Annotated in this window: 6 protein-coding genes; 5 read left to right on the top strand and 1 reads right to left on the bottom strand. The window is 64.8% G+C overall.

The window, feature by feature from the left end; all coding sequences use genetic code 11:
* Positions 1–5: 5 nt before the first annotated feature.
* The 3 genes from gltB to XcyCFBP4188_RS09460 all read left to right on the top strand — a co-directional run bounded on the left by gltB (position 6) and on the right by XcyCFBP4188_RS09460 (position 7884).
* Complete coding sequence (gene gltB, locus XcyCFBP4188_RS09450; protein WP_006452226.1) at positions 6–4478, top strand: glutamate synthase large subunit; 4473 nt, start codon at positions 6–8, stop codon at positions 4476–4478.
* 118 nt (positions 4479–4596) lie between these two features.
* Positions 4597–6078: an FAD-dependent oxidoreductase gene (locus XcyCFBP4188_RS09455; RefSeq protein ID WP_006452227.1), complete on the top strand. Its 1482-nt coding sequence runs from the start codon at positions 4597–4599 to the stop codon at positions 6076–6078.
* Between the two features lie 699 nt (positions 6079–6777).
* Positions 6778–7884 carry an acyltransferase family protein gene (locus tag XcyCFBP4188_RS09460; protein WP_006452228.1) on the top strand — a complete coding sequence of 369 codons (1107 nt, stop codon included), beginning with the start codon at positions 6778–6780 and terminating at the stop codon, positions 7882–7884.
* Between the two features lie 165 nt (positions 7885–8049).
* On the opposite strand, the gene XcyCFBP4188_RS09465 is transcribed toward XcyCFBP4188_RS09460, so the two are convergent.
* Positions 8050–9105, bottom strand: a complete 1056-nt coding sequence (locus XcyCFBP4188_RS09465; protein WP_006452229.1) for an NAD(P)-dependent alcohol dehydrogenase — start codon at positions 9103–9105, stop codon at positions 8050–8052.
* A gap of 303 nt (positions 9106–9408) precedes the next feature.
* Between XcyCFBP4188_RS09465 and XcyCFBP4188_RS09470 the strand changes: the two genes are divergently transcribed.
* Both XcyCFBP4188_RS09470 and XcyCFBP4188_RS09475 read left to right on the top strand, forming a co-directional pair.
* Positions 9409–10482: a glycoside hydrolase family 5 protein gene (locus XcyCFBP4188_RS09470; protein WP_043910354.1), complete on the top strand. Its 1074-nt coding sequence runs from the start codon at positions 9409–9411 to the stop codon at positions 10480–10482.
* A 700-nt stretch (positions 10483–11182) separates the two neighbouring features.
* On the top strand, positions 11183–12178 hold the full coding sequence (locus XcyCFBP4188_RS09475; RefSeq protein WP_172839283.1) for a glycoside hydrolase family 5 protein: 996 nt from the start codon (positions 11183–11185) through the stop codon (positions 12176–12178).
* Positions 12179–12530: the final 352 nt, after the last annotated feature.

Genomic DNA, 12530 nt, shown 5'->3' on the forward strand with positions numbered 1-12530 from the left:
CAGACATGGCCCCCCGCACTCGCCAAGGGCTCAACGACTACGGTCTCTACAACAGCGCGCGCGACGAACGTGACGCCTGTGGTTTTGGCATGGTCGCCCAGTTGGACGACCAACCTTCCCGCTCGCTGGTAGACACCGCGATTGCGGCGCTATCGCGCATGACCCACCGTGGCGGCGTGGCCGCCGACGGGCTCACCGGCGATGGCTGCGGCTTGCTGATCCGCAAACCCGATGCGTTCCTGCGCGGGCTGGCGCGCGATGCCGGCATTACGCTGGGCACGCGCTACGCGGCCGGTGTGGTGTTCCTGCCGCTGGACGATGCCGATGCGGCGCGATGTCGTGCCGAACTGGAAACCCAGTTGCACACCGCCGGCGTGCACTTCCGTGGTTGGCGCGTGGTGCCCACCGACGACAGCGTGTGCGGGCAGCTGGCGCGCGATACCTTGCCGCGTATCGAGCAGTTATTCGTCGATGCAGGCGCGGAGCAGAGCGAAGACGGCTTCACCCTGGCGCTGTTCCTGGCGCGCCGGCGCGCCGAGCAGGCGCTGCGCGAAGTGGACAATTTCTACGTCACCACCTTGTCGCCCAATGGCATCAGCTACAAGGGCATGGTGCTGCCGGACAAGCTGAGCACGTTCTACCCGGACCTGCAGCGCAGCGATCTGTCCTCCAGCGCGATTGTCTTCCACCAGCGGTTTTCCACCAACACGCTGCCGCGCTGGCCGCTGGCGCATCCGTTCCGGCTGCTCGCGCATAACGGCGAAATCAACACCATCGAAGGCAACCGCCGCTGGGCGCAGGCGCGCAGCAAGGTGTGGCAGACCCCACGCTTCGACATCGCCGAGTTCGACCCGGTGATCTCCATGCATGGCTCCGATTCGCAGAGCCTGGACAACATGCTGGAGCTGCTGGTCGCCGGTGGCATGGACCTGCTGCAGGCGCTGCGCATCCTGGTGCCGCCGGCGACCCAGTCGCTGGAGTTCAAGGACGCCGACCTGGCTGCGTTCTATGAGTTCTACGGTTTGAACACCGAGCCGTGGGACGGCCCGGCCGGCATCGTCGCCTGCGACAGCCGCTATGCGGCGTGCATGCTCGACCGCAACGGGCTGCGCCCGGCGCGCTGGATGCTGACCTCCGATCGTCACTTCCTGGTCGCCTCCGAAGCCGGCGTGTGGGAACTGCCCGCCGAGCGCATCACCCGCAAGGGCAAGCTGGGCCCGGGCGAGATGATGGCGATCGATCTCAAGCGCGGCGACCTGCTCGACTCGGATGCCATCGACCGCATCAACCGTGCGCGCGCGCCGTACAAGCAATGGCTGCAGCAGGGCGTGACCTATCTGCAGACCGAGTTGATCGACCCCTCGCTGGTGGAAGAACCCTTCAGCGAGCAGACCCTGCGCAGCTACCACAAGCTGTTCCAGCTCAGCACCGAGGAAGTGGAGCAGATCCTGCGCCCGCTGGCCGAGACCGAGCAGGAAGCCACCGGCTCGATGGGCGACGACACCCCGATGGCGGTGCTCAGCCGCCAGACCCGGCCGCTGTACGACTACTTCCGCCAGGCGTTCGCGCAGGTCACCAACCCGCCGATCGACCCGCTGCGCGAAGGCATCGCGATGTCGCTCACCACCCAGCTCGGCAAGGAGACCAACATCTTCCACGCCGGCGCGGAGACGGTGAACCACGTCATCCTCAACTCGCCGGTGCTCAGCCAGCGCAAGCTGCGCCAGCTGCTGAAAATGGAGCAGTACGTCGAGCGCAATCGCCTGATCGACCTGTCCTATAGCGTGGAAGAAGGCCTCAAGGCCGGCCTGGAACGCATCTGCCAGGAAGCCGAGACCGCCGCGCGCGCCGGCGCGGTGATGTTGCTGCTGTCCGACCGCTACCCGGTGCCGGACCGGCCGATGGCGCATGCGCTGCTGGCCACCGGCGCGGTGCATCACCACCTGTGCAAGGTGGGGCTGCGCTGCGACGCCAACCTGATCATCGAAACCGGCACCGCGCGCGACCCGCACCACATGGCCTGCCTGCTCGGCTTCGGCGCCACTGCGGTGTATCCGTATCTGGCCTACCAGACGCTGTTCGACCTGGGCCGGCGCGGCATCCTGCAGCTGAGCAAGGGCGGCGAGCAGTCGCAGATCGGCCGCCGCTACCGCAAGGGCATCTACAAGGGCCTGTCCAAGATCATCTCCAAGATGGGCATCTGCACCATCGCCAGTTATCGCGGCGCGCAGTTGTTCGAGATCGTCGGGCTGGACCCGGACGTGGTGGAGCTGTGCTTTGCCGAGACGCCCGCACGCATCGGCGGCGTGGGCCTGTCACGGCTGGACACCGAGGCGCGCGAGCTCACCGCACGCGCCTGGAACGACCAGCTCAAGCCGGAAGTGGGCGGACTGCTCAAGTACGTGCACGGCGGCGAGTACCACATGTACAACCCCGACGTGGTCATGACGCTGCAGCGCGCCACCCGCACCGGCGATGCCGGCGACTGGCAGAAATACGTGGATGCGGTGCATTCGCGCCCGGCCTCCACGCTGCGCGATCTGGTCCAGCTCAAGCGTGCCGACACCCCGACCCCGCTGGACGAGGTCGCCCCGGCGGCCGATGTGCTGCGGCGCTTCGACACCGCCGCGATCAGCCTGGGCGCGTTGTCGCCCGAGGCGCACGAAGCGCTGGCCATTGCGATGAACCGCCTGGGCGGGCGCAGCAATTCCGGCGAAGGCGGCGAAGATCCGGCCCGCTACGGCACCGAGAAGCGCTCCAAGATCAAGCAGGTGGCTTCCGGTCGCTTCGGCGTGACCCCGGAATACCTGGTCAATGCCGAGGTGTTGCAGATCAAGGTCGCGCAGGGCGCCAAGCCCGGCGAAGGCGGCCAGCTGCCCGGCCACAAGGTCAACGAACTGATCGCCCGGCTGCGTTACGCCAAGCCCGGCATCGGCCTGATCAGCCCGCCGCCGCATCACGACATCTATTCCATCGAGGATCTGGCCCAGCTGATCTACGACCTCAAGCAGGTCAACCCGACTGCGCTGGTGTCGGTGAAGCTGGTGGCGCATGCCGGCGTCGGCACCATTGCCGCCGGCGTGGTCAAGGCCGGCGCCGATCTGATCACCGTGTCCGGCCACGACGGCGGCACCGGCGCCAGCCCGATCAGCTCGATCCGCTACGCCGGCGTGCCGTGGGAACTGGGCGTGGCCGAGTCGCACCAGGCGCTGGTGGCCAACGACCTGCGCGACCGCACCATCCTGCAGACCGATGGCGGCCTGAAGACCGGCCTGGACGTAGTCAAGGCCGCGTTGCTGGGCGCCGACAGCTTCGGCTTCGGCACCGCGCCGATGATCGTGCTGGGCTGCAAGTACCTGCGCATCTGCCACCTCAACAACTGCGCCACCGGCGTGGCCACCCAGGACGAGCGCCTGCGTGCGAACTACTTCACCGGCTTGCCGGAGCGCGTGGAGCATTTCTTCCGCCTGCTGGCCGAAGAAGTGCGCCAGTGGCTGTCGTACCTGGGCGTGCGGTCGCTGGACGAGATCGTCGGCCGCACCGACCTGCTCGAACAGCTGGAGGTCTCGCCGCGCGCCGGGGTCAAGGTCGATCTCTCGCGCCTGCTCACGCATGCGCAGTACGACGGCAGCTATTGCGCCGCCCAGCGCCTGTACGAATCGCCGGACAGCCTGGCCACGCAGATGGACGGCCTGCTGGCCAATGCGATCGCTAACAAGACCGGCGGCGACCATCGCTTCCTGATTCACAACACCGACCGCTCGATCGGCGCGCGCCTGTCTGGCGCCATCGCGCGCGCGCACGGCAACCACGGCATGAGCGATGCGCCGTTGAACCTGCGCTTCCGCGGCACCGCCGGGCAGAGCTTCGGCGCGTTCAACGCCGGTGGCCTGCAGCTGGAGCTGGAAGGCGAAGCCAACGACTACGTCGGCAAGGGCATGGCCGGCGGCCGGCTGGTGGTGCGTCCGCCGCGTGGCGCGCGCTTCGAGGCGCGCAGCACGCCGATCGTGGGCAATACCTGCCTGTACGGCGCCACCGGTGGCGAGCTGTTCGCGGCCGGCCGCGCGGGCGAGCGCTTTGCGGTGCGCAACTCCGGCGCACTGGCGGTGGTGGAAGGCGCAGGCGACCACTGCTGCGAATACATGACCGACGGCGTGGTGCTGGTGCTGGGCAAGGTGGGCCTGAACTTCGGCGCCGGCTTTACCGGCGGCCTGGCCTACGTGCTGGATATCGAACGCGACTTCGTGGACCGCTACAACCACGAGCTGATCGACATCCACCGCGTCTCTGCCGAAGGCTTCGAGAACCATCGCCAGCACCTGCACACCCTGATCAGCCGCCACCGCGAGCTGACCGGCAGCATCTGGGCGCAGCAGATCCTGGACGAGTTCCGCGACTACATCGGCAAGTTCTGGCTGGTCAAACCCAAGGCCGCCAGCATCGAGTCGCTGACAGAGTCGCTGCGGCGCGCCGCCTGAGTGACGGGATTGGGGAATCGGGAATCGGGAATGGTGAAAAGCCCGGTTCGTCTGCTCCACTCCCGTCTCGCAGAACCGCCTTTGCGATTCCCCATTCCCCATTCCCGATTCCCGCCCTATGAGCCGCAAGCAAGCCTTCCAATTCCTCGACCTGCCCCGGACCATGCCTACGCGCATTCCGGTGGAGCTGCGTACGTCCGGTGACTGGGGCGAGCTGTACGGCAAGTTCGACAAGGCCGACGCGCAGTACCAGTCCGGCCGTTGCCTGGACTGCGGTAATCCGTATTGCAGCTGGAAGTGCCCGGTGCACAACGCGATCCCGCAGTGGCTGCAGCTGGTGCAGGAAAACCGCATCGAAGAAGCCGCCGCGCTGTGCCATTCCACCAATCCGCTGCCGGAAGTCTGCGGGCGGGTGTGTCCGCAGGACCGCCTGTGCGAAGGCAGCTGCACGCTGGAGGAATTCGGCGCGGTCACTATCGGTGCGGTGGAAAAATACATCGTCGATACCGCCTTCAAGATGGGCTGGCGCCCGGATCTGGGCAACGTGCAGCCCACCGGCTGGCGGGTGGCGGTGATCGGCGCCGGCCCGGCCGGCCTGTCGTGTGCGGACCGGCTGGTGCGTGCCGGCATCGAAGCGGTGGTCTACGACCGCTACGAGCAGATCGGCGGCCTGCTGCAGTTCGGCATTCCCAGCTTCAAACTGGACAAGTCGGTGATCGGCAAACGCCGCGAAATCCTCGAAGGCATGGGCGTGCAGTTCCGCCTGGGCGTGGAAGTCGGCCGCGACGTCAGCATCGAGCAGTTGCTGGGCGAATTCGATGCGGTGTTCCTGGGCACCGGTGCCTACCGCTACACCGATGGCGGGCTGCCCGGGCAGGATCTGAAGAACGTGCTGCCGGCGCTGCCGTTCCTGGTGCAGAACAGCCGCATCGTCAGCGGCAACGACCCGCACGGCCGGCCGATCGCCGGCTGGGAAGACCAGATGGCGCTGCCCGATCTCAACGGCAAGCGCGTGGTGGTACTGGGCGGCGGTGACACCGGCATGGACTGCGTGCGCAGCGCCATCCGCCTGGGTGCGGCCAAGGTCACCTGCGCGTACCGGCGCGACGAGGCCAGCATGCCGGGCTCGGCACGCGAAGTGGCCAACGCGCGCGAGGAAGGCGTGCGCTTCCTGTTCAACCGCCAGCCGCTGTCGATCGAATCCGGCGCCGACGACGAAGCCATTGGCGTCACCGTGGTGGAGACCAGGCTCGGCGAGCCCGATGCCAGCGGCCGTCGCAATGCGGTACCGGTGGAAGGCAGCGAATCGCTGCTGGAAGCGGACGTGGTGATCATCGCCTTCGGCTTCTCGCCGACCGTACCGGACTGGCTGGCCTCGCAAGGCGTGGAAGCCGGCAGCAACGGCCGCATCGTCGCCCCTGCCGACGACAACGGCCGCCTGCCCTATCAGACCAGCAACCCACGCCTGTTCGCCGGTGGCGACTGCGTGCGCGGCGCCGACCTGGTGGTGACCGCCGTGGCCGAAGGCCGCGATGCGGCGGGCAGCATCGTGCAGCTGCTCGGCGTCAAGGCGCAGGTCAAGGAACCCGCTGCGGCCTGAGTGATTGCCAGCGGTGGGCGATGCGCCCACCGCTGGTGCAGGCTCGCGTGCGGGCAACCCGCACGCTGCGTGAGCGGCCATGCCCGCGTGACGCACCGCGATGCAACGCAATGCATCCACGGCGATGCGCAACGGGCATCGCATCCCGCAAGGTCGCGCCTCGCCCGACCCGGAACGCTCCACGACCAATCCCCCTGTCTTTCGCGATCGGCACTTCGCTCAAGCGATCGTGCGGCGTTTGCTGCTGCGTGCGGTGATTTGTCCTGCTGCCGATCAGGCTGATGCTGGCAGCGCGCGTAGACCACAACGCAACACCGCAACGCCGCCTACCGCTGAGCACGCGCTCCACTGCATCCCGGCAACTGCAGACTCAAGCGGCCATCGATCATGCAAGGCGCCCGCACCCACGCATGACCTTGCCATCAGCGCACACACAGGCCTGCATCTATCTGCAGCCTCGACGATTGCATGCGCCAAAAAAGTGTGATCTAAGTCACATATAAGCCGTCCCCGCATCACGCAGCCCAGCCACCCCTCAACTGACACGCGCAACGCTCTGCGCTTACCCGGATGTCCTCGGCAACGACGGTATCCGCCCTCCTCCCACGCGTGGACAACACCGCCGTGGAATCCAGACCTGATTCGTGTCGTCGCACACCGCGGCGGCAAAGCCGTGGGCCCCACCGAAGGAGCAACCTCATGACGTACCAGACCATTACCGGTAACCAGAAACGCGATGATTGGGTGGACTGGCTGCGCGGCGCCAGCGTACTGATGGTGATCGTCCTGCACGCCTATGGCTTCGCTTTCGACGCCTATCCCGAGCTACGCAGCGGCGCAGCCGGAGAAAGCAGCACGCTGATGCTGTCGATCGAGCGTATCAACCGCTCGCTGGCTCCATTGCGCATGCAGCTGATGTTCCTGCTCTCGGGCTTGTTCGTGGCGCGTGGGCTGGACAAGGGGATCGCGACCTACTTCAGCGGCAAGCTGCGGCACGTGTTGTATCCCTATCTGATCTGGTCGCTGCTGATCTTCGCGTTGCGCGAGGCAGGCTCGGTGCTGGCCAAGGCCGAACCCATCGCCTGGCTGGACCTGGGCAGGATCGCGGTGGGCAATGTGGCACTGACCTGGTTTCTGTTCTACCTGTTCGTGTTTCTTGCAGTGATCCCACTGCTGCGTCGGCTGCCGGCCCCCTTGGTGCTGGCAACGACCCTGCTGGGCTCGGTGTGCCTGGGCCCATTGCTGCGCCAGGGTGCCGACCCGTTCTATTACTTCGCGTTCTTCTACATCGGCACGCTGCTGGCCGGTCGCGTGCCGGCACTGCTACAGCAGGCACCGCGCTGGATCTGGTCACTGTCGTGCCTGAGCCTGTGCGCGATCGTGCTGATCGCCAATCTCACCGCGCTGCACGGTATCTGGATCGGCTACCTGCCGCTGGTGGTGATCGCGCTGCCGCTGGTGATCGCTGCAGCAATCTGGGCAAACCAGCAACCGGCCGCGCAGGCGATCCGCTATGTGGGCCGCAACTCGGTGGTGTTCTATCTGACCCACTTCCCGCCGTTCATCGTGCTGGCCTATCTGCTGCCGCGCTGGATCCACGATGGGTCGCTGCTGTTCTTCGCCTTGTTGGGCACCGGCGTGCTGGCGCCCACCCTGCTGTGCCTGCTGCGCACGCCGGGCCGCCTGCCCGCGCTGAACCTGCTGTTCTCCGCACCCATGCTGGCGCGCACCACACGCCCCACGACGCCGCTGGTGTCGCCCTATCCGGCGCAGGACGGCAGAGTGGCCGCTGCGCAGGGCGCCTGACCTGGTTGATCGCATCGCGGTCCGGCGATGCTTGCAGCCGGTGGCCGGTGTCATCCGGCAGCAGCGTGGACGCGGTCACTGCCGGGTCCACGCTGCAGTCGTTCGCAGGCACCTGATGTGCAGCCCTGTTGCAGGGCTGCATCGATTGCCGGGCGTGTTGGGGAATCAGGCCGCCTTGTCCAGCGTGGCCATGTCGATCACGAAGCGATACTTCACGTCGCTCTTGAGCATGCGCTCGTAGGCCTCGTTGATCTGGTCGGCGCGAATCGTTTCGATGTCCGAGACGATGTTGTGCTTGGCGCAGAAATCCAGCATCTCCTGGGTCTGGCGGATGCCGCCGATCAACGAACCGGCCAGCGTGCGGCGCTTCATGATCAGATTGAACACGCTCGGCGAAGGGTGCGAATGCTCGGGCACGCCGACCAGCACCATCGCCCCGTCGCGCTTGAGCGCAGCCAGGAACGGGTCCAGGTTGTGCGGGGCGGCCACGGTGTTGAGGATGAAGTCCAGTGTGTTGGCTTGCGCAGCCATCTGCGCCTCGTCCTTGGAGATCACCACCTCGCTGGCACCCAGACGCAACGCATCGGCGCGCTTGCTCTCGGAGGTGGTGAACAACACCACGGTGGCGCCCATCGCCTTGGCGATCTTCACTGCCATGTGGCCCAGGCCACCCAGGCCCACCACACCCACCTTCTGGCCGGGACCGACCTTCCAATGCGCCAGCGGCGAATAGGTGGTGATGCCGGCGCACAGCAGCGGCGCCACGGCGGCCAGGTTGTCGCTATGCGAGATGCGCAGCACGTATTTCTGATCGACCACGATGTGGTCCGAGTAACCGCCGTAGGTGTTCTCGCCGCCAAACATCGGCCCGTTATAGGTGCCGGTAAAGCCCTGCTCGCAATACTGTTCTTCGCCTTCCTGGCAGGACGCGCAGCTGCGACAGCTATCGACCATGCAGCCGACACCGGCCAGGTCGCCGACCTTGAAGCCAGTGACCGCATCGCCCACCGCCGTCACACGGCCGACGATCTCGTGGCCGGGCACCGACGGATACAGCGTGTTGTGCCATTCGTTGCGTGCGGTATGCAGATCAGAGTGACACACACCGCAATAGGCGATGTCGATCTGTACATCGTCGGGGCCGGGTGCGCGCCGTTCGAACACGAACGGTGCAAGCGGTTGATCGGCGGTCTGGGCGGCGTAAGCGTGAGCTTTGCTCATGAGGGGGCTCCGGGCGTCACGTCCCCCGCGATGGTGCAGGAGACAAAAGTAAGCAGCCTCTAGCTTAAAACAGGCGCCTGTCGCACTCCTGCGACAGTGCGTCTTGCCTGTCGGGTTGCGAACGCCACCGCAGCGGCGTGGTGCGCCTTGCAGGCGTTTGCGCGATCAAATCGCTGCAGTAGGCGTGAACGGCGCACTAACGCCAAAGCTTCTACGCTGACCAACCACCATCCAGCCCTGCACCATCCCTGCTGGCCGTGCCCTCCCCCTGCGGCCACTCACGTCGATGCCGAAGGAGGCTTCATGTTTCGCTCTCCCGCACATTTCCCCTCGTTACGCAGTGCCGCACTCGCACTGACCTTGCTCGCCGCGATGCCATTGGCGCAGGCAAAAGAGCCCGCCGCCGCGAAAAAAGAATCTGCCGGCCTGAAATATGTCGGTGTCAATCTCTCCGGCGCCGAGTTCAATTCGCGCAAGAAGCCGGGCACCTTGTACAAGGACTACACCTATCCGGCCGCGTCGGATTTCAGTTATTTCGCCGGCAAAGGCATGAATACGATCCGCTTGCCGTTCCTGTGGGAACGCCTGCAGCCACAGCTCAGCGGCGAGTTGGATCCGGCGCAATTGGCGCTACTGAAGAAATCGGTGGCGGCGGCCAAGGCCAACAAGCAATACCTGATCCTGGATGTGCACAACTACGCCAAGTACAACGGCAAGCGCATCGGCACCAGCGATGTGCCCGCCGCCGCAGTGGCGGATCTGTGGCGCCGGCTGGCGCTGGAATTCAAGGACGACTCGTCGGTGATCTTCGGGCTGATGAATGAGCCCAACGGGATTTCCGCAACCGACTGGGCTGCAGCGGCGCAAGGCGCAATCAACGCGATCCGCAAGACCGGCGCCAAGAACCTGATCCTGGTGCCGGGCACCGCCTACAGCGGCGCGCACAGCTGGCGCAGCGCCAACTATGGCGGTTCCAATGCCAAGGCGCTGGAGATCGTCAAGGACCCGGGCAACAACCTGGCCTTCGAAGCGCATCAATATCTGGACAGCGACTACAGCGGCACCAAGCCGGTCTGCATCAGCGCCACGGTTGGCGAAGAGAAATTACGCGGCTTCACCGCATGGCTGCGCGAGAACAAGCAGAAAGGCTTTCTGGGCGAATTCGGCACCGCCAACAATCCGGTCTGCGACCAGGCGCTGGAAGGCATGCTGACCTACATGGAAAAGAACAGCGACGTGTTGCTGGGCTGGACCTGGTGGGCCGCCGGTGCATGGTGGAAGCCGGAGTACTTCTTCAACGTGCAGCCGGGCAAGGATGGCAGCGACAAGCCGCAGATCTCCATCCTGAGCAAGTACGCACGCCGCGCCACCAAGTAACACACGCCGGTCTGTTCGAATGCGGTGGTCGCAGCAAGATGCTGCGGCCACCGTTTTTTTTTCGTGCATATATGACATGCGCCATGCCGAAGCATCAGATGTGCGGGCGCTGGCAGCACAGCGCCACCCGCAAATGCGCGGTGGCCCCGCAATCGCGCGACGCGTCTTGCAGGATCCGCAGTGATGGAGTGTTGCCACAATCACGACGCAGCGCACAAACCTCACGTGCAATGCATCGCAAGTGCCGACGTCCCGTTCGCGCACCAGGTGAGTTTTATACGTGCAATTGCGATCTGCGTTGATGCAAGGCACGCCACTGCATCGATGTGCAGTGTTGTAATCGCAAGACAACCTGCAACGTCACTCCATCTCGAATGCGCAGCAGTCGATGCAGTGCTGCCGCGCAGAGTGCGACCTGTGTGCGGCAATGACGATCGCGCGATGTGCGCCTCACCACATCAAAGCACGTGTATGTTTGGCAATAAGTGCCAAGTCGCTCACAACTCCAATTAAGTGATATCTCGCATTCGTAGTTTGAATGTACGGATATGCCTAGGGTGTAGGCGTCGCATTGTCGTCATGCACGTGGCAGGTCCACGCCAGTGCAATGCATCTCCCCACGCGAATGCTTCAGGAGTCACCCATGTTGCCCTCTCCCCCCCGGACACGCCGGCTGCTTAGCTGCGCGTTCTCAATTCTGCTGCTTGTCATCATGCCGCTTGCACATGCACAGAGCGGCAATCGCCTGAAGTATGCCGGCGTCAATCTCTCTGGCGCAGAAATCAACTCCTCGCAAAAACCCGGCGTGCTCAACGTCGACTACCTGTATCCGGCTGCCAGCGATTACCGCTACTTCGCCGGCAAACACATGAACACCATTCGGCTACCCATCCTGTGGGAGCGCCTGCAACCCAAGGCTGGCGGTGAACTGGATGCGGCGCAATTGGCACTGATCCGCCAGGCGGTCGCCAATGCAAAGGCCGCCAAGGTCTATCTGATTCTGGATGTGCACAACTACGCCAAGTACTACGGCAACAAGATCGGCAGCAGCCGCGTGCCGATCAGCACCTTTACCGATTTGTGGCGCCGTCTGGCGATCGCCTTCAAGAACGACAACGCGGTGATCTTCGGGCTGATGAATGAGCCTTACGACATCAATCCGCAATCCTGGGCCACCGCGGCACAAGCCTCGATCGACACCATCCGCAAAACCGGCGCCAATAATCTGATTCTGGTTCCCGGTGCGCTGTGGAGCGGCGCGCACAGCTGGTATTCCACCGTTGCCGGGCAATCCAATGCCGTGGCACTGGCATCCATTCGCGACCCGCTCAATCGCTATGCCATCGAAGTGCATCAATACCTGGATACCGACTCCAGCGGTACCAGCGCCGGTTGCGTCAGCAGCACCGTCGGTGCCGAACGTCTGCGCAGTTTTACCCAGTGGCTGCGCCTGAATCACAAGCGTGGATTTCTGGGCGAATTCGGCACTGGCAACAACGCGACCTGCAACAGCGCACTCAACAACATGTTGGGGTACATGGAAACCAACAGCGATGTGTTGATCGGCTGGACCTGGTGGGCGGCCGGTGCATGGTGGAACCGGACCTATCCATTCAACGTGCAGCCCGATGCGCAGGGACGCGACAAGCCACAGATGACGATCCTGAGCGCCCGCGCGCAGCGTATCGCCCGCTAACAGCGGCACCTCGCATCCGTCTGCAAACCACGCCTCGCACGCGCTGAGCATGCAGGCGTAACCGTGCACGGCGCCAATGAATCGGCGTCATGCAGTTGGCAGCAGACGCATCCATACGACGTTCTTTCGACAGCACACGGTCCGCGCTGACCGTGTGCCGAAGCGTGCGCGGCCGCTTTTTTCTGCCGCGCGTTACAGCGTGCTGGTGCGGAATGTGACCCCGGCGAATTGTGACTGGGAGTGAGCTCGCACATTTACTTAACGCTCAGTGTGCTGCGCGATCGGGAACAGCCAATGCATTAAGTCCTACCGATGCAGCGCACTTGGCGCAAATCGCACGCAACCGGCTGCG

It is taken from the genome of Xanthomonas hortorum pv. cynarae, assembly GCF_002939985.1.
Lineage (GTDB): Bacteria > Pseudomonadota > Gammaproteobacteria > Xanthomonadales > Xanthomonadaceae > Xanthomonas > Xanthomonas hortorum_D.

Coding starts and splice junctions, on each gene's coding strand:
- XcyCFBP4188_RS09460 (WP_006452228.1), top strand. CDS start 6,778: ATGACGTACCAGACCATTACCGGTAACCAGAAACGCGATGATTGGGTG.
- XcyCFBP4188_RS09470 (WP_043910354.1), top strand. CDS start 9,409: ATGTTTCGCTCTCCCGCACATTTCCCCTCGTTACGCAGTGCCGCACTC.
- XcyCFBP4188_RS09465 (WP_006452229.1), bottom strand. CDS start 9,105: ATGAGCAAAGCTCACGCTTACGCCGCCCAGACCGCCGATCAACCGCTT.
- XcyCFBP4188_RS09455 (WP_006452227.1), top strand. CDS start 4,597: ATGAGCCGCAAGCAAGCCTTCCAATTCCTCGACCTGCCCCGGACCATG.
- gltB (WP_006452226.1), top strand. CDS start 6: ATGGCCCCCCGCACTCGCCAAGGGCTCAACGACTACGGTCTCTACAAC.